Raw genomic sequence first — 23,848 nt, forward strand, 5'->3', positions numbered from 1 at the left:
GACAGTTTTGTGAAGGTGAAAGTGCACCGAATACAAGGGATTCGGACAACGAAAAAAGCTCCATGCACAAGGAGGGACGGCCATGGCGCTCCCCCACGACGTTTCCCTGCCCGACGCGTTGCACGGCCCCCGCGTGCGGCTGCGCCCGCTTGGCCAGGACGACGCGGCGGCGCTGTGGGAGGCGATCAACGAATCGCGGGATCACCTCGCCCCCTGGCTGCCCTGGGTGCGGCACGTGCAGGCCCTCGCCGACGCCCAGGCCCATATCGCCCGCGCCCGCACGCGCTGGCGGCGGGGGACCGATCTGGCCATGGGCATCTTCGCGCGGGACGAGGGCCACCTGCTCGGCGGCTGCACCCTTTATCCGCACACCTGGGCGCTGCGCGTCTTCGAGATCGGCTACTGGCTCCGGCGCACGGCGAGGGGGCACGGGTATGCCGCCGAAACGGTACAGGTGCTGACCCGCTTCGCCTTCGAGGAACTGAAGGCCAACCGCGTCGAAATCCGCGTCGACCCGCGCAACGCGAAAAGCCGCGCCGTCGCCGAGCGCATCGGCTTTGTCTATGAGGGCACGCTGCGCCGCTGCGCCCCTGGCGCCGACGGGAAACCCGCCGACCGAATGGTCTATGCGCTGATCGCCGACGACGACCAGCGGCCGGATTGGGCGAACGACGGGGAAAACAAAATAGGGACGGCCACAAAGCCGTCCGCCAGATCCGGTGATCTCCCTTCCCCATTGTGACCCACCCGGGCAACACATCCCCTTCAACCGTCAGGCCTCTGCTGTCACCACGGCGTACCCCACACCGGGATGCAGGGGCTTCTTTTCCACCAGCGAAAGCTCCGCCACCCGTGACAGAAACAGGTGGTCGCGCTCGAGATGGCTTTCGGCGTATTGAAAGGCCTTTTCCTCGCTCGCCGCGGCCACGACGACCGTCACCAGCCGGCCGTCGCGCAAGCGCGCTTCCAGCCGGTACAGATGCAAACCCGCTTCCGTCACCCTTTTCCCACCCTTTTCCCGAAATCGCAAGCCGAGCAAGGCGGCACGCAGTCAGCCGCCCGCATGCCGCCCCGCCGTTTACCGCTACCGACTGGACGCACCGCTGACCGTCTCGGCCAACGCTTCGTCGAGCTTGGCCTGGAACGCGTCGACGCCGACGCGGCGCACGAACGCGTGGAAGTCTTCTCCCTCCTGCCGCTCGTCGCGGTAGAAGCGAATCAGCGCTTCCAGGACATACGGCACGTGTTCGGCCAGCACGCGCCCCTTGAGCCGCGTGTTGAATGTCGCCCCGGGACCCAGCCTGCCCCCGATGGCGATGTCGTAGGCCTCCTTCATCCCTTCCGGCGTCTTCACCAGCGCACCCTGCAGGCCGATGTCGGCGATCTGCTGCTGGCCGCAGGAATTGGGACACCCGTTGATGTGGAGGCGAATCGGCGTGTCGAGCGGGATGCGCGCGTCCAGGTACTCGACAATCTTGCGCATCCGCTCCTTTGTCTCCGTGAGGGCCAGGTTGCAGAACTCGATGCCCGTGCAGGAGACGGCGTGGCCGGAGAAGGGTTTCGGGAATGGGGTGATGCGCTGAAGGAGCGGCTCGGCAAGAAGTGCCTCCACCTTCTCTTCCGGTACATGCGTAATCAGAATGTTCTGCGTGTTGCACGTGCGCAGCGAGCCGTTGCCGTACTTGTCGGCCAGGTCGGCCAGTTCTTCGAGCTCGTCGGCGTTCATGCGGCCGAGCGGCACGGACAGGCCAACGTAGTACAAGCCCTCCTGCTTTTGCCGGTGCACGCCGGTGAAATACCCCGCGTTCCATCCGACGATCTTGTCTTCACCGCGGCCGGGAAACTTCCCGATGTATCCCTCGAGGACTTCTTGGAACTTCTCGACGCCCCAGTCGGCAACGAGGAACTTCAAGCGGGCGCGGTGGCGCTTTTCGCGGTAACCGTAGTCGCGGAAGATGCGGGTCACGCCGACGGCCACCTTGACCACCTCTTCCGGCCGCACGAACATGTCGAGCTGCTGGGCCATGTGCGGCTTGGAGGACAGGCCGCCGCCCACCCAGACGTGAAAGCCGACCACTTCCTGCCCGTCGATCACCTTCGTCGCCGGGGTGAAGGCGAGGTCGTTGATCTCGGCGTGGGCCGCATTGTAAATGTTCGCTGAAATCGAAATCTTGTACTTCCGCGGGAGGTTCGAAAATTCGCGGTTCAACCACAGCGCTTTTTGCACGGCTTCGACGATGGGCCGCGTGTCGATCAGCTCGTTGGGATCGATGCCGGCCAGCGGATTGCCGACGATGTTGCGCGGGCAATCGCCACACGCCTCATAGGTGAACAAGCCCACGTCGGCCAAGCGCTTGAAAATGTCGGGAAAGTTTTCGATGCGCACCCAGTGCAACTGAAAGCACTGCCGCGTCGTCACGTCGACCAGGCTGCGCCCGTATTCGCGGCTGATGCGGGCCACCTCGCGCGCCTGCCGGCTATTGAGTACGCCCGACGGCACGCGGATGCGCACCATGAAATAGCCCTCCTCCTTGGGCCGCTGCGCGTACACCCCCGCCCACTTCAAAAGTTGCAGGTCGTCCTCGGTCAGCGCTTCGTACCCCGCTTGGGCGAGCCGCTCGATGTCGTCGAGAATGTCGAGGCCGTCGCGGTTCAGCTTGAGCAGCTCCACCTTGTTCAGCTTGGACGGATCCTCCGCCCACTTCCACGGGTACTTGAATGCCATGGTCAACCCTCCCCGGGAAAAATCAACGCGCCCTTCTCCCCTCGACAGAAGAGAAAAGGGCGCGCTTTTCTCTCCTTATCTTCAAAGGCGCCGCCGCCGCGCGCGCCTTTTCTGGAATTGGCACCGTGCCCGCAGCGCACGGAACGCGGGCCGGTTGCCGAGGGTTCATTGGGCCAGTCCCTCCCCCTCTCTCGATAAGGGGATGCGTTCGCGTGTCGATGATGCGGTTTTCGATGGCGCGTTACCCCTATCATACTCCCTAAAATCTGATCGGTCAACTCTTTTTTATGAATCGCGCGAACTACCCGACAACCCACCAATAGAGGAGGAGGGAAACCATGGACAGCAAAAACGACACCCCGTACAAAACGGCCAACGTTTGCACCTGCGTCAGGCCGTGCGCCAGCAGGCGATGATGGACGTGCAGACGGTCGGCCTGATAGATGGGCCGCCCCTCCCGCAAGCGGCGCAAGATCACCTGCGCGCTGTCAAACAGCGGCACGCCGAAGACCAGCAGCGTGGCCGCCAGCGAGAGAGATGTGACGGTTTTCAGCGTCCCATCCAGCGCCACCACGGCCAAAACGTACCCCAAAAACGCCGAACCGGTGTCGCCCATAAAGATGGTCGCCGGGGGGAAATTGAACCGCAGAAACGCCAGGCACGCGCCCACCAGGGCGGCCGTCAGCACAGGCGTCGTCGTCTGCCCCTTCAACAAGGCGATCACCGTTAAGCTGGCCGCGGCAATGGCCGTGACGCCGGCAGCCAACCCGTCTACGCCGTCGAGGAAATTGATGATGTTGATGAGGGCCACCACCCACAACACCGTGGCCAACAGCGAAAGCCACAGGGGAAAGAGGACCATCCCGCCGTCGACGACGTCGCGCACGCCGTAGACGCGTACGCCGGCCAGAAAGGGCACGAGGGCCGCCGCCACCTGCGCAACCAGCTTGGGCATCGGGGAAAGCTCACGCCGCCGTGCTTTGTACCCATCGTCCACCAGCCCGATCAGGACGAGCAAAAGCCCGCCGCCCACCAGCACGGGCGCAAGATGCGGCGGACCGAACACCACGGCGACCGTCCCGACCGCCAAATACAGCGCCCACCCCCCGCTCAGGGGAATCGGTCCGCGATGCCGCTTCCGACCGTCGGGCCGATCCACCCACCCCAGCGAGAGGGCCAACCGGCGAACGGGCGGCACGAATACGGAGACGAGAAAAAAAGCGGACAAAAAGGACAACGCGATCTTCACCCGGATCCACCGCCCCTTTTCCACACGCCCTCACGGCCTAGTATGCCCGCCCGGTGCGGCAGGATCTCACCCGCGGCATCGGGGGGCAGAAAAAAATTCTGTCTTTCGTTTTTTTTCTTCTCCCGTATAGTAAGAATTGAACAAATGGTGAACGGGAAGCGGTTGCGTGGAGGTGAAAGCCCCTTCACCGGAACCCGCCCCCAAGCATAAAGCATATTTTACGTGAAAGGAGTGTCCCTTATGTCGCGCCTCAAGCGTGGCATCCTGTCCATCCTCATCTGGACCGTCATCGCCATCCTCGGCGCGGCGGGACTGGCCACGATCGCGCTGCATCGCGGCGAGACGATCAGCGCGGCCTGGCTCTTGACGGCGGCCATCGGGACCTATTTGGTGGCCTACCGGTTTTACAGCCGCTTTATCGCCACAAAAATCATGCAATTGGACGACAATCGGGCTACGCCCGCCGAAGTGATCAACGACGGAAAGGACTTCGTGCCGACAAACAAGTGGGTCGTCTACGGCCATCACTTTGCGGCCATTGCCGGCGCGGGTCCGCTCGTCGGGCCGATTCTCGCCGCGCAGATGGGCTACCTGCCCGGCACGCTGTGGATCATCGTTGGCGCCGTGCTCGGCGGCTGCGTCCAGGACTTCATCATCCTCTTTGCCTCCATGCGCCGCAACGGGAAGAGTTTGGGCCAGATCGCCAAAGAGGAGATCGGACCGTTTGTCGGCCTCCTTGCCATGATCGGCATCTTGTCCATCATGATCATCCTCATCGCGGTCCTCGCCCTCGTGGTGGTCAAGGCCCTGGCGCACAGCCCGTGGGGCACCTTCACCATCGCCATGACCATTCCGATCGCCCTCTTGATGGGCGTCTACATGCGCTACCTGCGGCCGGGGAAAGTGCTGGAGGGGTCGCTGCTCGGCTTGGTGCTGCTCCTCCTCTCGCTCGTCGCCGGCCGCTACGTGGCCCAGCATCCGACGCTGTCCGAGGTGTTCACGCTGAGCGGCGAGGCGATCGCCCTGTGGATGATCGCGTACGGGTTTGTCGCCTCGGTGCTGCCGGTGTGGCTCTTGCTCGCGCCGCGCGACTACCTGTCAAGCTTCCTGAAGATCGGCACGATCTTCGTGCTGGCCGGGGCCATCTTCCTCGTCATGCCGGAGATCCAAATGCCGGCCATCACCCCCTTTGTCGACGGCACCGGGCCGGTCTTTTCCGGGAACCTGTTCCCCTTCCTGTTCATCACCATCGCCTGCGGCGCCATCTCGGGTTTCCATTCGCTGGTGTCGTCCGGGACAACGCCAAAGCTCATCGCCAAGGAATCCCATGCGCGCCTGGTCGGCTACGGCGGCATGCTGATGGAGTCCTTCGTCGCGATCATGGCCATGATCGCCGCCACGCTCCTGACGCCGGGGATCTACTTCGGCATCAACAGCCCGGCGGCGGTGATCGGCACCGACGTGGTGAAGGCGGCGGAGACGATCAGCTCGTGGGGCTTCACCGTGACGCCGGAAGACTTCCAGCGCCTGTCGGAGCAAATTGAGGAAGAGACGGTCCTCTCGCGCACCGGCGGCGCGCCGACGCTGGCCATCGGGATGGCGTACATCCTCTCCCGCGTCTTCGGCGGCGATACGCTGATGGCCTTCTGGTACCACTTCGCCATCCTGTTCGAGGCGGTGTTCATCCTCACCACCATCGACGCCGGGACGCGCATCGGCCGCTTCATGATCCAGGACCTCCTGGGCAACATCTGGCCGAAAATGCGGCGCACCGACTGGCTGCCAGCCAACCTCATCGCCAGCGCCCTGATCTGCGCGGCATGGGGGTACTTCCTGTACCAAGGGGTAACCGACCCGCTGGGCGGCATCAACACCCTGTGGCCGCTCTTCGGCATCGCTAACCAGATGCTCGCCGCCATCGCCCTCGTGGTGGGGACGACCATCCTCATCAAGATGGGCAAGACCCGTTACGCGTGGGTGACGCTGGTGCCGCTGGCCTGGCTATCGGTGGTCACCCTGACCGCCGGATTCCAGAAGCTGTTACACAGCTCGCCGAAAATCGGCTTTCTCGCCCACGCCAACATGATCAAGGAGAGCCTGGCGGCCGGGCAGCTGCCGGCGCCGGCCAAGACGGTGGAGGAAGCCCACAAGATGCTGATGAACGACTACATCGACGCGGCCGTAACCGCCGTGTTCATTGCCATCGTCATCGCCTTGCTCCTTGCCGCCATCCGCTTGTGGGTGAACATCTGGACGGGCAAGACCAAGCCCGAACTGCACGAAGCCCCGTATGTCAAGTCGCGCGGCGATCTGTCCAAAGCCGTCCCTGAAGCCAAGGGCGTGGTCGCCTGACACCCTCCGGCTTCGAAAACACGGAAAGGGGGGTTGGAGGATGACCGAACGCGTCCGCCACACCCTGCGCCGCCTTCAAAAGAACATCAAGACCATCTTCGGCATGCCGGACTACGAACGCTACCTGGCCCACTGGGAGCAGCATCACAAACACGAGGGCGGACGGCCAATGACGGAGGCGGAATACTACCGGTATTACCTTTCCCAGCGCTACGAAAAGGGCGGCGTGACGCGCTGCTGCTAGCGCATCGGCCAAATGAGCGGCCACACGACGAGGCTCGGCGAAACATCAACGGCACCGGTCTTGCCGATTGGCGAGACCGGTGCCGTTGTTTATGGAGCGGCGCAAGAAAGCCCGCCTCCAGTCCCCATCTCCGAAGGCGGGCCTTCTCGTGGCGCCCGGTGAACGCGGCGCCGTTTTGCTGTTCGGTTAGCGTTGCGCCACCTCTTCGAACACGCGCTGCACCTCCGCCGACGGCTCGCGCGTCAGCTTGCTCACCACCACCACAGACAACAGGCTCAGGAAGAAGGCCGGCAGGAGCTCGTAGACATAGCTCGTCACGGCGGGAATGTGGTGCAGGACAATGGCCGCAAACATCCCGACCAGCATGCCGGCCAGCGCGCCCTCGCGGGTCATCCGCTTCCAGTACAGGGACAGGAGGATCACCGGTCCGAGGCTCGCGCCCAGCCCGCCCCACGCGTAGGCGACCAAGCTGAACACGGACTGGTTTTCGCTGTGGGCAAGCACCAGGGCGATCCCTGCGATCAGCAACACGCCGATGCGGCCCACCCACAAAAGCTCCTTCTCCGTCGCGCTGCGGCGGAAGAACGTCTTGTAAAAGTCCTCGGCGAGGGCGCTCGACGACACGAGCAGAAACGAGTCGACCGAGCTCATGATCGCGGCCATGATCGCGGCGACGAGGAAGCCGGCGACCCACGGGTCAAAAAGCAGATAGGACAGCTTGATGAAAACGGTTTCCGGGTCGATTTTCGGGGCGTCGCCCAACACGTCGCCTTTGTAGACGGCCAGGCCGGCCATGCCGACAAAGACGGCCGCGTACATCGTCACCAGCACCCACACCATGGCGATGACCGTCGACTTGCGCAACATGTCCGGTTGCCGGATGGCCATGAACTTGGTCACCACGTGCGGCAGTCCTGGATAGGCCAGCCCCCACGCCATGAGGGAGATGATGCCGACGAGGGCCATGCCGACGCCGTCCGTCGCCTGGAATGCAACCAGGTTTTCCGGCTTCAACTCGCCAACCGTCTGCACCATCGCGTCAAAGCCCCCGATGGAACGGATGGCGGCGATCGGAACGATGACCAGCGCAAAAAACATCAGCATCCCCTGGAAAAAGTCCGTCCAGGCGACGGCCAAAAATCCGCCGAGGAAGGTGTAGGCGATGATGATCAGCGCGGCGACGTACAGGCCGGTGGTGTAGTCAAACCCGAAGGCCTGGTTCATGAGCTTGCCGCCGGCCACAAACCCAGACGCGGTGTACAGCAGGAAGAACACAACGATGACCAAAGCCGAAAAGACCCGCAATACACGCCAGTTGTCGCCGAAGCGTGCCTCCAGGTAGTCGGGAATGGTAAGGGCATTCAATTTTTCGGTATACACGCGCAACCGTTTGGCGACAAACTTCCAATTCACGAAGGTTCCGACAGCCAGGCCGATGACCAGCCAAATTGAACCAAATCCGGAAGCGACAGCGAAGCCGGGCAGCCCCATGAGCAGCCACGCGCTCATGTCGCTCGCCTGCGCGGCCAACGCGGTCAACCAGCTCCCCAACCGGCGACCGCCCAGAACGTAGTCGGACAGCGACTCGTTGCGGCGGTACATCCACAAGCCGATCAGGAGCATGAACATGAGGTACAGCGAGAACGTGAACACGGCCGGATCACTGAGCAAGCGGGTGAGCTCCATTATCCGTTCCGCCCCTCCTGAATGTAATGCAGAATGGATAACGCGATCAACGTCACGAAGGGGAAAATGAGCCAGAACCATGTCGCCAACGAGATCGAGTGCGTCATGCTCTACCACACCTCCTCATCCCGGGGTGCTGATCTAGAACAATAGTAGCACACCGCGCGGGGCAAAACGGGGCCCAGTTTATCCTTTGCGCAGCTTGTCCAGCCAGGAGGCAGGCGGCTCGTTCAACCAGTCGGCACGAAACGCGGCGCAACCGGTCGCGATGCGCAGAACGCGATCGCGCTCCGGAACAGCGGGACCGGCCTGCTGCTCCATCCGCTGCTCCCACTCCCACAGCACCTCCTGGGGGGAGAGGCTTTCCACCGCATCCAGTTCCTCCCGTACCGCATCGCGGTTTGGCCCCCACGCCAATGCCAGGCGCACAAGGGCCTCTTCTTGCGGTTCGAGGAGGCCGACCACCCCCTCCAAGCGAAAGGCGGCCACGCCGAAGCGGCCCTCCAGCACGGTCAGGTCGCCGTCACGCGTAACGGACACATTCGGCGGGACGGAAACCGCCTCCGCCGTCAGCACAAAGGGAACCTCCGCCTCGGAGCGGTTGACGATGGTCATGTCGCGCAGAAAGAGCGGCCGCGCAAAGGGCAGGTAATCCGTCGCGTCAATCTCCACCTCGCCGATACAGGCCACGGTACGCAGCACGCCGCTCTGTCCGACATACGCCTGGGCGACCGGTTCGGGCACGCGCCCGCCGGCGACCAGTCGCAGGCAGGCTCCCTCAGGGTGTTGCGCCCGATCAAACACCCTCATCCCTGACGGGTCGATCGCGGCCAGGTACGCCACCTCCAAATCAGGCATCACAACGGCCAGCGCGCGGCCGTTTCCGACAACGCCATACCGCATGGGGAACCCTCCTCGCCAAACGAATGTCGTCACCTCACCCGCTCGCCCACCATACTAGCAAATCGAGCACCGACGAACAAACGGGATCCCCGCAGGGATCTCCACGGACGGACCGCGCGGCGTGGACGCGCGGCTGAACCGGTGGCGCAGGCCTTCGGCTCCGCCAGGCCGCCACGTTCCGGCACTTGTCGACCCGCATAAAAAAAGGGCCCGCACGGACCCTATTCCTGCTCCGCGCGGACCGAAATCCGAACGGTCACGTTCCCCCCGGCATTCCGAATGTCGCGTTCAACTGCGCGTTTCCGACGCTTTCAGACGCCAGCCCCAACCGCCGGGAAACGGCACAAGCAAACGCCGCAGCGTCATGCCGCGGCGTCTGCGCATCGCTGCTTCGCTTGTCCGTCTCACAGCACTTCCGACACCACTTTGGCCTGCGTGAACAGGAGCAGGTAGTCCGGACCGCCGGCCTTGGAGTCGGTGCCGGACATGTTGAACCCGCCGAAGGGGTGCACGCCGACGAGGGCACCCGTGCACTTGCGGTTGAAGTACAGGTTGCCGACGTGGAACTCCTCCCGCGCCTTCTCCAGGTTGAACCGGTTGCGAGAATAGACGGAGCCGGTCAGGCCGTACTCGGTGTTGTTGGCGATCTCCAGGGCGTGGTCGAAGTCCTTCGCCTTGGTGAAGGCCACCACCGGCCCGAAGATTTCCTCCTGCATGATCCGCGCCCGCGGGTCGACATCGGCGAAGATGGTCGGCTGGATGAAGTAGCCGTTCCCTTCCCCTTTGCCGCCGCCGACAACAAGGCGGCCTTCGGACTTGCCAATTTCAATGTAGGAGAGGATCTTGTTGTAGGCCTTCTCGTCGATGACCGGACCGGTAAAGACGTCGGGGTTGCGCACGTCGCCCACCTTGAGGGCTTTCGTCTTCTCCGCCACCAGCTCGAGCACCTGGTCGTACACGTCTTCCAGGACGATCGCCCGCGAGCAGGCCGAGCACTTCTGGCCAGAAAAGCCGAAGGCGGATACGACGATGCCCTGGGCGGCCAGCTCCAGGTCGGCGCTGGAGTCGACGATGATCGCGTCTTTGCCGCCCATCTCGGCGATGACGCGCTTGAGCCACAGCTGACCCGGCTGGCGCTTCGCCGCCCGCTCGTAGATGCGCAGGCCGACCTCCTTCGACCCGGTGAAGGAGATGAAGCGGATCTTCGGATGGTCGACGAGGTAGTCGCCGATCTCGCCGCCGGAACCGGGCACGTAGTTGACGACACCCGCCGGCAGGCCCGCCTCTTCGAGGATTTCCATGAACTTGGCCGCGATGACCGGCGTCGTGCTGGCCGGCTTCAGGACGACGGTGTTCCCCGTCACGATGGCCGAGGTCGTCATGCCGACCATGATCGCCAGCGGGAAGTTCCACGGCGGAATAATCGCCCCGACGCCGAGGGGAATGTAGTACATTTCGTTGTCTTCTGTCGGAATGCGCACGAGCGGCTGGCGCTCGGCCAGCTTGATCATCTGCCGGCCGTAGTACTCCATGAAGTCGATGGCCTCGGCCGTGTCGGCGTCGGCCTCGGCCCAGCTCTTCCCTGCCTCGTACACCATCCACGCCGAAAACTCATGCTTGCGCCGGCGCAGGATGGCCGCCGCCTTGAACAGGTAGCGGGCGCGCGCTTCGGGCGGGACGCGCCTCCACGTTTCAAAGGCCTTGAGCGCCGCCTGGATCGCCTTTTCGGCCAGCGCCGTGTCGGCCTGCGACACGATCCCGACCACCTGATCGATGTTCGACGGGTTGATCGACTGGGCTTTGCGATCAGTCTTGATCCGCTCGCCGCCGATGATCAGGTCGTACTCGCGGCCCAGCTCCGCCTCCACCTTGCGCAGGGCCTCTTCAAACGCCCGGCGGTTCTCCTCCTTTGAAAAATCGGTATAGGGCTCGTTCTTGAAATCGACGACCATGCGGCTCACTCCCGTTTTCCAATGATGGCGTTTTCAACCCACCCGTATTGTAATACAAGGGAAACCGATCCTTCAAACGCCAGCCTTCCTTCCGTTCGCGCTCGCGCAAATCCGCCGCGGCGGCCATCGGCGCTAGTAGCGGAACACATGCAAATACGGCTCGCCGTCGACCGGACGTTCGTACAGCGCAAGGGGCTGGTTGACCGTTTCCACGGTGATCGTCACGTGGACATCCGCGTCGACCAAGTCGCTCAGGCGATTGGCCATAAACTGGATGGTTTGGATGGCCTCCGCGCGGGAATCGTATTCGGCCACCGCCCGAATGCGCAGCTCGAGCAATTGCTCTCCCTCAAAACGGGCCAGGCCGGTCACCGCGACATACCCGCGGAAAAACTCCTGAATGGTCCGCTGGTAATCGGCGAAACGCCGGTTGAGCAACAGAAACGGGCCTTCCAAACGCTCCGCGCTGGGCAGGAGGACAAACCGCTCGTGGACCTCACGCCACTGCGCAATGGCCGTCTTCCCCGCGTCGGCCGTGCCAACGGCAACAAACCGGCCGGGCAGATAGGGAATTTGCGTCTCTTTCCGGTAGATGGCAAAAATGAGCGGCACGTCCCGCACACCCTTCTCGCGCAGGCGCTCGGCCACGGCCGCGGCGAAGCGTTTCCCTTCGCGACGCAGCGCGTCATCGGTCAGCTCCAGGGTGACCGGTTGATCATCGGGGCCCTTCACCGTCGGCGTCGGATTGAGGGTAAGCCCGATCACCATGCCCACCAGCCGGGCCTCACGGTCAACCACCTGGTAATAATCATGCTCCAAAATGTGAACCAGAAGGCGCGGCTCCGTCTCTTCCGGCGGATTTAAGCCGTGCGGATGTCTGGGACTTTTCCGGCTGAGCCACTCCCGCGCTTCTTCGCGCGTGATGAGTTGGCCCTCACGGAAATAGGTGTTGTCCGGCGAAAAGGTTTGCTGGGCGATCTCGATGAGCCCCATCTCCAGGCGGCTGATGTCCAGATCGTCCAGGGCGTCGCCCTGCATCAGCATCCCCCGGGTCTGGCTCGGGTAGTAGGGCAGCAACCCCGGAAAGAAGCGGTTGGTCGTCTCCAACGCCGGTGAAATGTACGCCTTTTCGGGCTGCAGGTTCCCCTTCGGTCGCAAGTCCAACGGCGCACAGCCGCTTGCGAGCAGCGCGCATGCGCCAACCAGCAGGGCGATGCGGAGGGACATTCGGCGCATCGCTCGTTCGTCTCCTTTTCCCGTAAACCGTTGTCGCGCAAAAGCGGCCCTACGCGCGGTCATCCGAACCGAGCAGGGCCAAAAACGCCGCCTCGTCGATCACCGGAACGCCCAGCTCGCGCGCCTTGGCCAGCTTGGAACCGGCGTTTTCCCCGGCGATGACGAGGTCGGTCTTCTTGCTGACGCTGGAGGCCACCTTGCCGCCCAAAGCCTCGATGCGCTCCTGGGCCTCCTTGCGCGTCATCGACGCCAGGGTGCCGGTAAGGACCACGGTCTTCCCGGCGAAGGGCGACGCCGCCTGCGCCGCGGGCGACGGCCCCTTGTACACCGTGTTGACGCCGGCCGCCTTCAGCCGGTCGATCACCGTCCGCACTTCCGGTCGCGCAAAATAGGTCACCACGCTGTCGGCCATCTTCGGCCCGATCTCCGGCACCGTCAGGAGCTCGTCGAAAGTGGCGGCCATCAGCCGGTCAAGGGTGCCAAAGTGCTGGGCCAGCGACTTGGCCGCTTTGGCCCCGATGAAGCGAATGCCCAAGCCGTAGACCAGGCGTTCGAGGGAATTGGCCTTGCTCCGCTCGATGGCGGCGAGCAGGTTGTCGGCGGACTTTGGCCCCATCCGCTCGAGGCGGAGAAGCTCGTCGCGGTCGAGGAAATACAGGTCGGCCACGTTGCGCACCAGGCCGTGGTCAAAGAGCTGCTGACACACCCGCTCGCCGAGGCCCTCGATGTTCATCGCGTCGCGGGAGGCGAAGTGGATCAGCCCCTCGACGATCTGGGCCGGGCAGCTCGGGTTGACACAGCGCAGGGCGACCTCCCCTTCGAAGCGCACCAGCGCGCTGCCGCACGCCGGGCAGTGCGTCGGCATGGAAAAGGGCCGCTCGCTTCCCGTGCGCCGTTCGGCGAGCACGGCGACCACTTCAGGAATGATGTCGCCCGCCTTGCGCACGACAACATGGTCGCCGAGCCGGATGCCCTTTTCGCGGATGATGTCCTCGTTGTGCAGGGAGGCGCGCTTCACCGTCGTGCCGGCCAGCTGCACCGGGCGCAGGATGGCCGTCGGCGTGACGACGCCGGTGCGGCCGACGCTCACCTCGATGTCCTCCAGGACCGTCACCGCCTCTTCGGCCGGGAACTTGTACGCGATGGCCCAGCGCGGGCTCTTGGCCGTGGCGCCGAGGCGCTCCTGCTGGTCGAAGCGGTCGACCTTGATGACGAGGCCGTCGATGACGTAGGGGAGATCGTGGCGCCGCGCGGCCCATTCCGCGCAGTGGGCAATCACCTCGTCGATGGTGGCGAAGCGCCGCCGCTCGGGGTTCACCTTAAAGCCCAGCTCCTCGAGGAGGGTGAGGGCCTCCCAGTGGGTGGCCACCGCCTCCCCTTCGATCTGGGCGAGCCCGTACACGAACAGATCCAGCGTCCGCTCCGCCGCCACCCTGGGATCGAGCTGGCGCAGGCTGCCCGCCGCGGCGTTGCGCGGGTTGGCAAAGAGCGGCTCGCCGCGCGCCTCCCGTTCGCGGTTGAGCCGTTCGAAGGCCGCCTTGGGCATGAACGCCTCCCCGCGCACCTCCAGGGTGAGCGGGCGGCGCAGGCGAAGGGGCAGCGAGCGGATCGTCTTCAGGTTCTGCGTGATGTTCTCCCCCGTCATCCCGTCGCCGCGCGTCGCCCCGCGCACGAAAAGGCCGTCCTCGTAGCGCAGCGTGACGGCCAGCCCGTCGATCTTGGGTTCCACGACGTACTGCACCGCCTCGCCGCCGAGGAGGCTGCGCACCCGCCGGTCGAACTCGCGCAGGTCGCCCTCGTCGAAGGCGTTGTCGAGGCTCAGCATGGGAACGGCATGGGTCACCTTCTCGAAGGCGTCGAGGGGGGCGCCGCCGACGCGCTGGCTGGGGGAATCGGGGGTGACGAGGTCGGGAAAGGCCGCCTCCAGCTCGATCAGCTCGCGCATCAGGGCGTCGTATTCGGCGTCGCTGATCTTGGGATCGTCCTTGACGTAGTACCAGTAGTTGTGCTCCTCGATCTGCCGGCGCAGCGCCTCGATCCGCCGGGCCGCTTCCTCACGGTTCATTCCCGCGCCTCCTTTCCGTCAAACGGACCCCGGTCCTTCCACCTTCTCAATGGGAGCATAGGCGGCCAAGAGCTTCTTCACCCCGGTGGGCGCCGGGAAGGCCACGTCGATCTCCGCTTCGCTGCCGCTGCCCTTCACCTTCACCACGGTGCCGATGCCCCACTTGGCGTGGCGCACCTTGTCCCCCGGCTGGAAGGCCGTCTCCCTGGGCGTGGGCGCGCTCCGCCGCGCAGCGCCCACGGCCACAAGCGTCCGCCGCCACCACGGGGACGACCGTTCGGTAGCCGGGCCGGCCTCCGGACCGCCCACGCGCTGGAGTTCCGCCTCGGGAATCTCGTCCAGGAAGCGCGACGGCACGCCCGCGCGCGTGTCGCCAAACAGCGTTCGCCACCGCGCCGAGGTGAGGTGGAGCTCCTCCATCGCCCGGGTGATGCCGACGTAGGCCAGGCGCCGCTCCTCCTCCAGCGCTTCATCGTCGGCCAGGGCGCGGCTGTGCGGGAAGATGCCCTCTTCCATGCCGACCAGAAAGACGACGGGAAACTCCAATCCCTTGGCGCTGTGCAGGGTCATGAGCGTGACGGCGTCGGCCGGTCCTTCCTCGTCGAGGCGGTCGACGTCGGAGATGAGGGCCAGCTCGGTGAGGAAGGCAACGAGGGACTTGTCCTCGCTCGACGCCTCAAAGGCCTTCGTCACGGTGAGGAACTCGTCGATGTTCTCCAGCCGACCCAGGGCCTCCGGTGTGCCTTCCTGCTTGAGGGCCTCGCGGTAGCCGGTGCGGTCGAGAAGTTCCTCCGTGATCTCCGTCACCGACAGGTACTCGGCCATGGCCGCCAGGTTTTCGATCAACTGGACGAAGTCGGCCAGGCGGGCGGCCGTCTTGCCGCTTGCGCCCGCCTCCTCGGCCCGCTGCATGGCGCGGAAGAGGGAAAGGCCCTGCTCCGCGGCGTAGGCGGCCAGCTTCTCCAGCGTGGCCGCGCCGATGCCCCGCTTGGGCACGTTGACGATGCGCTGCAGGCTGATGTCGTCGTCGGGATTGGCCACGAGGCGCAGGTAGGCGATGAGGTCCTTGATCTCCTTGCGCTCGTAGAACTTGATGCCGCCCACGACGCGGTAGGGGATGCCGGCCTTCATCAGCGCCTCCTCCAGGGCCCGCGACTGGGCGTTGGTCCGGTACAGGACGGCGAAGTCGGACAGCTTGCGCCCCTTGGCCTGCCCGTCGCGAATGCGATCGACGACATACAGGGCCTCGTCCCGCTCATCATCGGCTTCGTAGTAGCGAATCGGCTCGCCCTCGGGATTGGCCGTCCACAGCGTCTTCGGCTTGCGCAACGTGTTGTGGGCGATCACCGCGTTGGCCGCGCGGAGGATGCGCTTGGTCGACCGGTAGTTCTGCTCCAACTTGATCACCGTGGCGTCGGGGAAGTCGGCCTCGAAGTCGAGGATGTTGCGGATGTCCGCCCCGCGCCAGCTGTAGATCGACTGGTCGCTGTCGCCCACCACGCACAGGTTGCGGTGCCGGTCGGCCAGCATGCGCACCAGGAGGTATTGGGCGCGGTTGGTGTCCTGGTACTCGTCGACGTGGATGTAGCGGAATTTGTTCTGGTAGTGCCCGAGCAAGTCGGGATGCTCCTCAAAGAGGCGCACGGTGACGAGGAGCAAATCGTCAAAGTCGAGGGCGTTGTTGCGCTTCAGCTTCTCCTGGTACAGGGAATACAATTCGGCAACGACCTGGTCATAGGGGGTTTGCGCCGCCTTGGCGAAGCGCTCCGGGTCTTTGAGCTCGTTCTTGGCGTGGGAGATGGCCGCCAGCACGGCGCGCGGGTCGTAGCGCTTGGCGTCCAGGTTCTTTTCTTTGAGGCACTCCTTGAGCACCGCGAGCTGGTCGGACGGGTCCAGGATGGAAAAGTGGGCCGTATACCCCACCCGCTCGATGTCGCGGCGCAGGATGCGCACGCACATGGCGTGGAAGGTCATGATCCAGCAGTCCTTCGCCGCCGGGCCGACGAGGCGGGCGATGCGTTCCTGCATCTCCCGCGCCGCCTTGTTCGTGAAGGTGATGGCCAAAAGGTTCCACGGCGGGACCCCTTTCACCCCCAGCAAGTAGGCCACGCGGTGGGTGAGCACCCGCGTTTTGCCCGACCCGGCACCGGCCAGGATGAGCACCGGGCCCTCGGTGGTCACAACCGCCGCGCGCTGCTGGTCGTTGAGGCCGGCCAAGAGCCGGTCGACCTCGCCAATCTGTACCGTCACATCGATCACCTGCCCGCCCGTTTCGGTATCGCCTGTTGCCGCTCAACCCGTCCGCCGCGCCGGCGCAAGCGTTGGGGGCGCTTGAGCTCCCGTCGCCCTCGCTTCACGCGTCCGCGGCGTTGACGGGCGTTTCCTTGACCGCCGCCACCGTCGCCAGCGCCCCCCTGAGGTTCGTGTACACGGCGTTGCCCACGACCACCGTATCGGCCACGCGGGCCATTTCCCGCGCCACCTCGGGGTCGTCCACGCCGCCGCCGTAAAAGAGGCGCGCGCGCTCCAGGGCACGGCGCACCCGCCGCACCAGGGCGACATCGCCGCGCGTTCCGCTGTATTCGAGGTACACCACCGGCAGCGACAAGAGCCGTTCGGCCAGCGTGGCGTAGGCAGCCGCCATCTCCGCATCCAGGGCGGTGTCGCTTTGCGTCAGGCGCGCCACCTTCGCCTCCGGATTGAGCACGATGTACCCCTCCACAACCAGCTCGTCCCACCGAATGAGGCGACCCAAGCGGCGAATCGCCTCCACGTGTGGGCGCAACAGCCAATCGGGATCCCGCGCGTTGAGCACGAGGGGCACGAGGTAGCCGTCAAAGCCGGGCGCCACCGCCTCTAGCGACGAGATTTCCTGCACGCACGGAACGGCATAGCGCCGCACGCGTGCGAGCAGCTCCACAGTATTGTCGAAGGTGACCCCGTCGGTCCCGCCGATGACAATGGCGTCGGTGCCCGACTCGCACACCGCTTCAAGGGCGGCGTCAGACAGGGGCTTGTTCGGGTCCAGCTTGAACACGTGGCGCCACGCGCCCACGTCCATGATGCGTTCCTCCTTTTGCGCTACGGTTATTCTACCATCCCGCGCCGATTTCGCAACGACGAGACGCCGTCCCATCCCACAAAAAAGCGGGCCCGCGCCAAGCGGACCCGCACCACCCCGAAACGGGCGTTACGGTTTCGTCGCTGCCGGACGGCTTTCCCGACCAAACGCGGCCACCACCAGCGCGCCCAGCACCATCACGGCGAAGAACGCGCCGAAAATCCACGCAAACCCCATACCCGCGCTGATGGCCAACCCGACCAGATAGGGGGCAAGAATGCTGCCCACACGGCCAAACCCGGCCGCCCAGCCCGTTCCCGTGGCGCGAATGCGCACCGGGTACTGCTCGGACGTGAACGCGTAGATGGCGCCCCACGCGCCGAGGTTGAAGAAGGACAGCGCCAGCCCAAAGGCGATCAGCATCCCCAGCGATTTGGACAGCCCAAAGCCCAGGGCGGACAGCGCCGCCAAGAGAAGATAGGCCACCACCGTGGGCTTGCGGCCCCAACGCTCCACCAAGTAGGCGGCGCTGAGGTATCCCGGAATTTGCGTCAGCGTCATGATCAGCACGTATTCGAAGCTGCGCACCAGGGTGTAGCCCTTCAGCACCATCATCGAGGGCAGCCACAGGAACATGCCGTAATAGGAAAAGTTGGCCGCAAACCACAGCAGCCACAACACCGCCGTCCGTTTCCGGAATTCCACACCCCACAGCCCGCCCACCTGCCGGAGAAGCGGAGGACGCGCCGCCTGCCGCTGGAACGCCGGCGTCTCCGGCAGGCGACGGCGCAAATAGACGGCGTACAGCGCCGGCAGGGCCCCAATCAAGAAGCCGGCCTGCCACCCGTACGCGGGAATGATGAAATACGAGACGAAGGCGGCCACCAACATGCCGACGGCCCAGAAGCTGTTCAGGTACACCACCGCGCGGCCGCGCGAGGACTCCGGTGCCGACTCCAGCACGTAGGTGGTGGCCACGGGCAATTCGCCGCCCAGGCCCATGCCGGCCAGAAAGCGCAGCGCGAGCAAGACGGCAACGGTCCCGGCAAAGGCGCTGGCCCCCGTGGCCAAGCTGTACAGGATAAGCGTCCCGACGAAGAGCCGCTGGCGGCCAAAGCGGTCGGCCAACAGCCCGGCCAGCGCCGCCCCAATGGCCATGCCAATAAAGTTGACGCTGCCGAGCATCCCGGTGACGCTGGGCGCCAGATGCCAGTCCTTGGCCAGCGCGGCGAAGATAAACGCCAACATGCCCACTTCCATGGCGTCAAAGAGCAAGCCGACCCCGCACAAGCCCAAAAGACGCCAGGAAAGCGCGCGGGGCTCACGCGTGCTGCGAACCCCCATTCTTCCCTCACCTTCCCCCGGTTCACTTGCCCCCTTTGGACGCGCATCGTCCCGAAGGGCGCAGTTCACCCTATGCACAACCGCCCGTGTCCGTTCCGGCCCACCCACGCCCCTGGGCACAAAAAAAATCGGCCGTACACGGCCAGCGCTCAGGATTTGCCGAGAACCGCTTTGCCCAGGGAATAGATCCCCGCCGCCTGCGCACCCAGCTCAATGCCCCGCACAAGGGCCTCCTTCACCGCCGTCGGCCCCACAAACACCCACGCATTCAACGCATTGAAGACGGCGGCCAAGCCGAGAACCAGCAGGGGAACGATGTACTGCTTCACCACCGGCGGCGGCAAGACCCGTTCCAGGGCGCTGCGGATCAGGCCCACCAGCACCATGACGACGCCAATCACGGTGATTTCACTGATCATCCCGCGCTCCCCCAAGGATGCGATACAGCACGACGGCCAACTCCTCGCGCGTCACCGGTTGTTTGGGGCGAAACGTCCCATCGGGTAACCCCGTCATCCACCCTTTGGCCTTCACCCACTCGACGGCTTCGCGCGCCCATTCCGCGACCTCTCCGCGGGCTCCGCCGACGAGGAAGGTGGCGCCGGCGACGGGTTTTGCCCTGTACCCGGCGGTTGGGCTTCGCGGCGCGCCAACCCGAGAGCCTGGGCGATGCCCGCCGCGATGGCCTGGGCGAGGTCTTTTCGAAAGGCCTCTTCACGCAAGAGGGCATTTTCCCTAGGATGGTCGAGAAACAGGTTTTCCAGGAGCACCGCCGGCATCTTCGTTTTGCGCAGGACGGCGAAATTGGCCTCCTTCTGCCCGCGGTCGCGGATGCCGTACGACGCCAAAAATGCCATCACGCGGCGATGCAGGACCTCCCGGATGGCGCGTGTCCGCTCCGGCGCGGCAGGATGAACATACGATTCGAACCCCTGGCCGCCACCGGCGTTGCAGTGAAGGGAGACAAACAGATCCGCATCCGCTTCGTTGGCCCTTCGCGCCCGCTCGTCAAGGGAGACCCATTCGTCCGTCTCGCGGGTAAGGAGAACGTCCACCTCGTAGCCGCCCAGCGCGCGCCGCACGTGCTGCGCCAGATGCAAGACCACCTCCTTTTCCTGCAGCCCCAAGCCCACCGCTCCCGGATCTTTTCCGCCATGGCCCGGATCAATCACCACGCGCCGTTTTCCCTTGTCCATTCTCCCCTCTCCTTATGTGGTGAGGCATCTTCTTCAAAGCCTATGCGCGGCCTGAGGCGTTCTGAAGGGTTATAAGCCGATTTCCGGAAAAAGAAACCGCCTAGACCACACGATGGCCTAGGCGATCGGTTTACGCTCCGCCTTCATCATGGGAAGAGGCGGGCAACGCCTTTCCCGACGACGAACGCCCCTTCGCTTCCTTGGCCTCCTCCAGCCGCGAAAGCACCAGCTCGTAGCCGTCGTTTCCGTAGTTGAGGCAGCGCTTGACGCGCGAAATCGTCGCCGTGCTGGCGCCCGTCTCCATCTCGATCTGGCTGTACGTGCATCCCTTGCGCAGCATGCGGGCCACTTCCAGCCGCTGCGCCAGGGAGTAAATCTCGTTCACCGTGCACAAATCGTCAAAAAACCGGTAGCACTCCTCCACGGTCCGCAGGGTCAGGATGGCCTCGAACAATTGGTCCACTTCGCGGCTCTTCAGCTTTTCCAGGGGCATGTTCGGTTCACTCCTTCCCCCGGTTCCCGCACGTTTCGCCTGCAGAACATCACCGCACGAAAATCCCGTACGAGGTTAGTTTACTCGTAACGGACGCTGGCTGTCAAACCCGGAGCATCTGGCACGATGTTCACCCACGTGTTGCCGGGGTACAGGGGAATCTCCGCCCCGTCCTCCCCGTACACGCGCAACACGCCGTCGACCCGCTTCCACGTGGCGGCTTGCATCACCCCGCGCTGAAACACGTAGGCGCGGCCCGGTCCCGCAAGGTCAATCTCCCGCCGCCCGGCGGCGTCCAGCACGCGGTGTTTGGCTTCAAGGACGATCACGTTCACCGCCGCAAGCTGCTCGCCGGTGGTGCGGTCGCGGTGCGGCTTGCCTTGCGTGAAGCGCTTGTACACCTGGCGAGCGGCGTCGTACTCGTATCCGCAGCGGTACGTCGCCATGTAGCGGATCTCCACCTTCCGCGCCGGCACCCCGACCGGATCCTGGCGCGGATCGTCCACAAAGGGCAGGCGCGGCAGCTTGCCAACGTCGGGGTACCCTTTGTCGGCCATGGCCCGGCGAATGCGCGTCAGATCGGTGTACAGGTTGTGCGGCGCTTTGCGCGACGCATCCCGCCAGAAATAGCGGGGATTGTGGATTTCGTCGAGATGGGCATATCCGCCCTCGCGCAACTGCGCCAAGGCATCGGGGCTGCCCCCGGCGTGCACCATGACGGCGTCAAAACCGGCCCCCAGCTCGATGTAATACGGCCGAATGCTCCGCACCGGCCCGATCACGTCGGGCGCCTGGCTGTGGTAGATGGCGGCGAAGCGGGTGATGTCCCCTTCGGCCAACACCTCGTAGACGATATCCGCCTTGTCAAGGCCCGACTGGGGGCGAGCCTTGGGCGCGTTGTTCACCATCGCCATGACCGCACGGTGGCTGGCGGGGACGGTCACCACCTGCCCCGTGAGCGGCGCCACGACCGTCGGCTCCCCTTCCGTTGCCGTTTCCGTTTCGCCGGGCGCCTGCGGCGGCGGTTCCGGCACCGTTCTCACCTCGTTGCGGCACCCCCCGGCCATAAAGGCCAGGGCGAGCACCAGCGCGAAAACCATCCCCTTGCGCATGCGGTATCCTCTTCTCCCCCGGATAAGTTTGTTCTTTAAACTTTCTCTTCGCGCTGCGGGCATGCAATTCCTGCCCTATTCTTCCAGACTGACCTGCAACACGCGGTTTACCCGGGAAATGCGCTGGAGGATCGCCTCCCAGTTCAATCCTGTTTTTAAGAAATTGTTTACAAAATTATGAAAAACCCCATAACGGGGGACGACACCTTACGAAACAAAATCAAAATGCGCGGCAAAAAAGCGTTCCGCTCCGGGGGAAAGGAGCTTGTGCAGTTCCTGAAAGAGAAGGTGGGCCCGCTGGCCAATCCAATTCGGCGGGAGCAATTCCTCCGGCAAATTGGGATCGACAAACAGAAACTTGCGGTATTCGTGCACGAGTAACGTCCGTTCGACAAAGCACTCGCGGTCCGAAAGATCACCGTGGGCGAGGCGCTGGCGAAGGGTCTCAAAGCGAACGGAATACGTCTTCAGAAACGCTTCGTACCATGCCTCCACGGAAGCCATGTTCCACGCTTTCTGCACGATCTGCTGGTATGTCTGCGGCCCGTCATATCGCGCGGTAAACACGTCCACGTAGGGCTGGATGTCGTACTGTTGGATGAGCGCCATCACTTGCGCGTAAACGTTGCGCGGGCTGATCCACGTGGTGTGCGACAGGGGGCCAAACCCGCGCCACTGCAATTCTTTGCGAAATTGGTCCCGCAGGTGGCGCTGGTCTTCCGGAATGCTGTACACGACAACGCGCCACATGCCGTCCCACGGTTCGGGAACACGATGGTAGACGCGGCTGGTTCCCTCCTCCAATCGCTGCCGCCCTTTTTCGGTCAACCTGTAATAACTCTTCTGCCCGACCTTGCGCGAATTGAGCCACCCCTGTTGCACCATGCGGGATATGGCCACGCGAGTCGCGCCCTCGGTAAATCCGAACGGTTCCATATACTTAATAATGCTGCCAATCCAAACGGCGACGTCTGCGTAGCGCAGGAAATCCCCAAATAGCGTGAAGAGCAAGGATCTTGGGCGCATGCCAACCCCCTAGGAAAGGTCTCGGCACCGGCTACACCCGGTGCGCGTGTCATCATCTTTCTGCGCCTTTGGCCGTACCGATGAAGCCATCCGGTCGGATCACCAGCCGAAACCTTCAGAATTGATCTGTTCGTAAGTTTACCACAGCTTTACCGTGCCCGCTACAACATGCTGCCCGTTGATGAACAGGAGATGCCGGTAGATCTTCCTCACGCGAGGCGTTCGACGAGGGTGGCAATGCCCTGGCCGACGCCGATGCACATCGTCGCCAGGCCATAGCGCCCGCCGCGGCGGCGCAGCTCGTACACCAGCGTGCCGAGGATGCGCGCGCCGCTGGCCCCGAGGGGATGGCCGATGGCGATGGCGCCGCCGTTGACGTTCACCTTGGCGGGATCCAGGCCCAGCTCGCGGATGCACGCCAGCGCCTGGGCGGCAAAGGCCTCGTTCAGCTCCACCAGGTCGAGATCGTCAAGGGTAAGACCGGCGCGCGCCAGCAGCTTGCGCGTGGCGTAGATCGGCCCCAGCCCCATGTAGCTCGGGTCAACGCCGGCCACGGCGAAGGTGACAATCCGCGCCAACGGCGTAAAGCCGAGGGATTCGGCCGTCTTCCGTTCCATGATCAGGAGCGACGCCGCCCCGTCGTTGATCCCCGACGAGTTGCCGGCCGTCACCGTCCCGCCCGGGCGGAAGGCGGGCTTCAGCTGGGCCAGCTTCTCCAGCGTCGTGTCCGGGCGCAGGTGCTCGTCCCTGGCGAAGAGGCGCGTCTCGCCGCGGCCGGCGGGCACCTCCACGGGAACGATTTCGTCGGCGAACTTGCCCTCCTCCCACGCCCGGGCCGCCCGCCGCTGGCTTTCGAGGGCGAAGGCGTCCTGCTCCTCGCGGGTGACGCCGAAGCGCTCGGCGACGTTCTCCGCCGTCTCGCCCATGCTGTAGGGCGGGTACTTTTCCGCCAGGCGGGGGTTGACGAAGCGCCAGCCAATCGTCGTATCCACCAGCTCGCGGTTGCCGCGGGGCAGCTCCTCCTCGGGCTTCAGCATGACGAGGGGCGCCCGCGACATGCTCTCCACCCCGCCGGCGATGAAGATGTCGCCGCACCCGGCGCGGATGGCCGCCGCCGCCTGGTTGACCGCCTCCAGCCCCGAGCCGCACAGGCGGTTCACCGTCACGCCGCCCACCTCTTCGGGCAGCCCGGCCAGCAGCACGG

At 64.6% G+C, this 23,848-nt stretch carries 21 protein-coding genes and 1 riboswitch; of the genes, 3 read left to right on the forward strand and 18 right to left on the reverse strand.

Features of this window, described 5'->3' with window-relative positions; translation table 11 throughout:
* Positions 1-82: 82 nt before the first annotated feature.
* The gene (locus IEX61_RS09140) at positions 83-742 is read left to right on the forward strand and encodes a GNAT family N-acetyltransferase (protein ID WP_188817720.1); all 660 of its coding nucleotides are present in this window, start codon (positions 83-85) and stop codon (positions 740-742) included.
* Positions 743-772: 30 nt separating this feature from the next.
* Here the strand turns inward: IEX61_RS09140 and IEX61_RS09145 are convergent, their stop codons facing one another.
* The 3 genes from IEX61_RS09145 to IEX61_RS09155 form a co-directional block, all read right to left on the reverse strand.
* Positions 773-1,000, reverse strand: coding sequence for a DUF3906 family protein (locus tag IEX61_RS09145; protein ID WP_054669510.1), 228 nt, complete (start codon positions 998-1,000; stop codon positions 773-775).
* A gap of 84 nt (positions 1,001-1,084) precedes the next feature.
* Positions 1,085-2,725: a nitrite/sulfite reductase gene (locus tag IEX61_RS09150; RefSeq protein ID WP_054669516.1), complete on the reverse strand. Its 1,641-nt coding sequence runs from the start codon at positions 2,723-2,725 to the stop codon at positions 1,085-1,087.
* 72 nt (positions 2,726-2,797) lie between these two features.
* Positions 2,798-2,926: riboswitch (SAM riboswitch) on the reverse strand.
* A 100-nt stretch (positions 2,927-3,026) separates the two neighbouring features.
* Positions 3,027-3,974, reverse strand: coding sequence for an MraY family glycosyltransferase (locus tag IEX61_RS09155; protein ID WP_229725810.1), 948 nt, complete (start codon positions 3,972-3,974; stop codon positions 3,027-3,029).
* A 240-nt stretch (positions 3,975-4,214) separates the two neighbouring features.
* On the opposite strand from IEX61_RS09155, the gene IEX61_RS09160 reads away from it, so the two are divergent.
* Together IEX61_RS09160 and IEX61_RS09165 are read left to right on the forward strand one after the other, a co-directional pair.
* On the forward strand, positions 4,215-6,326 hold the full coding sequence (locus IEX61_RS09160) for a carbon starvation CstA family protein (RefSeq protein WP_188817722.1): 2,112 nt from the start codon (positions 4,215-4,217) through the stop codon (positions 6,324-6,326).
* Positions 6,327-6,366: 40 nt separating this feature from the next.
* Complete coding sequence (locus IEX61_RS09165; RefSeq protein ID WP_188817723.1) at positions 6,367-6,570, forward strand: CstA-like transporter-associated (seleno)protein; 204 nt, start codon at positions 6,367-6,369, stop codon at positions 6,568-6,570.
* Between the two features lie 186 nt (positions 6,571-6,756).
* Here IEX61_RS09165 and putP read toward each other — a convergent pair whose 3' ends face one another.
* The 15 genes from putP to IEX61_RS09240 form a co-directional block, all read right to left on the reverse strand.
* A complete protein-coding gene (gene putP / locus IEX61_RS09170) occupies positions 6,757-8,256 on the reverse strand; it encodes a sodium/proline symporter PutP (protein WP_054669502.1) in 1,500 nt (499 codons plus the stop codon).
* Between the two features lie 186 nt (positions 8,257-8,442).
* Positions 8,443-9,159, reverse strand: coding sequence for a hypothetical protein (locus IEX61_RS09175; RefSeq protein ID WP_054669486.1), 717 nt, complete (start codon positions 9,157-9,159; stop codon positions 8,443-8,445).
* Positions 9,160-9,563: 404 nt separating this feature from the next.
* Complete coding sequence (pruA, locus tag IEX61_RS09180; protein ID WP_188817725.1) at positions 9,564-11,111, reverse strand: L-glutamate gamma-semialdehyde dehydrogenase; 1,548 nt, start codon at positions 11,109-11,111, stop codon at positions 9,564-9,566.
* A 132-nt stretch (positions 11,112-11,243) separates the two neighbouring features.
* A complete protein-coding gene (locus IEX61_RS09185) occupies positions 11,244-12,347 on the reverse strand; it encodes a CamS family sex pheromone protein (RefSeq protein ID WP_054669483.1) in 1,104 nt (367 codons plus the stop codon).
* Between the two features lie 49 nt (positions 12,348-12,396).
* Complete coding sequence (ligA, locus tag IEX61_RS09190) at positions 12,397-14,412, reverse strand: NAD-dependent DNA ligase LigA (RefSeq protein WP_188817727.1); 2,016 nt, start codon at positions 14,410-14,412, stop codon at positions 12,397-12,399.
* 18 nt (positions 14,413-14,430) lie between these two features.
* Entirely contained in the window at positions 14,431-16,671 is a 2,241-nt protein-coding gene (gene pcrA, locus IEX61_RS09195) for a DNA helicase PcrA (protein WP_229725811.1), read from the reverse strand.
* Positions 16,672-16,765: 94 nt separating this feature from the next.
* The gene (pcrB, locus tag IEX61_RS09200) at positions 16,766-17,476 is read right to left on the reverse strand and encodes a heptaprenylglyceryl phosphate synthase (protein ID WP_188817737.1); all 711 of its coding nucleotides are present in this window, start codon (positions 17,474-17,476) and stop codon (positions 16,766-16,768) included.
* A 126-nt stretch (positions 17,477-17,602) separates the two neighbouring features.
* Positions 17,603-18,817: an MFS transporter gene (locus IEX61_RS09205; protein WP_054671354.1), complete on the reverse strand. Its 1,215-nt coding sequence runs from the start codon at positions 18,815-18,817 to the stop codon at positions 17,603-17,605.
* 149 nt (positions 18,818-18,966) lie between these two features.
* Positions 18,967-19,236, reverse strand: a complete 270-nt coding sequence (locus IEX61_RS09210) for a hypothetical protein (RefSeq protein WP_157057744.1) — start codon at positions 19,234-19,236, stop codon at positions 18,967-18,969.
* Entirely contained in the window at positions 19,226-19,351 is a 126-nt protein-coding gene (locus IEX61_RS09215) for an S-layer homology domain-containing protein (protein WP_172673537.1), read from the reverse strand. The genes IEX61_RS09210 and IEX61_RS09215 overlap by 11 nt, the downstream gene beginning before the upstream one ends.
* Positions 19,348-20,013 carry an N-acetylmuramoyl-L-alanine amidase gene (locus IEX61_RS09220; RefSeq protein WP_188817729.1) on the reverse strand — a complete coding sequence of 222 codons (666 nt, stop codon included), beginning with the start codon at positions 20,011-20,013 and terminating at the stop codon, positions 19,348-19,350. The genes IEX61_RS09215 and IEX61_RS09220 overlap by 4 nt, the downstream gene beginning before the upstream one ends.
* Before the next feature lie 130 nt (positions 20,014-20,143).
* On the reverse strand, positions 20,144-20,506 hold the full coding sequence (locus tag IEX61_RS09225) for a YerC/YecD family TrpR-related protein (RefSeq protein ID WP_054671348.1): 363 nt from the start codon (positions 20,504-20,506) through the stop codon (positions 20,144-20,146).
* Between the two features lie 80 nt (positions 20,507-20,586).
* The gene (locus tag IEX61_RS09230; RefSeq protein ID WP_172673536.1) at positions 20,587-21,618 is read right to left on the reverse strand and encodes a DUF3048 domain-containing protein; all 1,032 of its coding nucleotides are present in this window, start codon (positions 21,616-21,618) and stop codon (positions 20,587-20,589) included.
* Between the two features lie 207 nt (positions 21,619-21,825).
* Positions 21,826-22,644, reverse strand: a complete 819-nt coding sequence (locus IEX61_RS09235; protein ID WP_054671340.1) for a PaaX family transcriptional regulator — start codon at positions 22,642-22,644, stop codon at positions 21,826-21,828.
* A 209-nt stretch (positions 22,645-22,853) separates the two neighbouring features.
* On the reverse strand, positions 22,854-23,848 hold a 995-nt coding region (locus IEX61_RS09240; RefSeq protein WP_188817731.1), incomplete at its 5' end, for a thiolase family protein.

This window comes from Calditerricola satsumensis (assembly GCF_014646935.1).
Taxonomy (GTDB): domain Bacteria; phylum Bacillota; class Bacilli; order Calditerricolales; family Calditerricolaceae; genus Calditerricola; species Calditerricola satsumensis.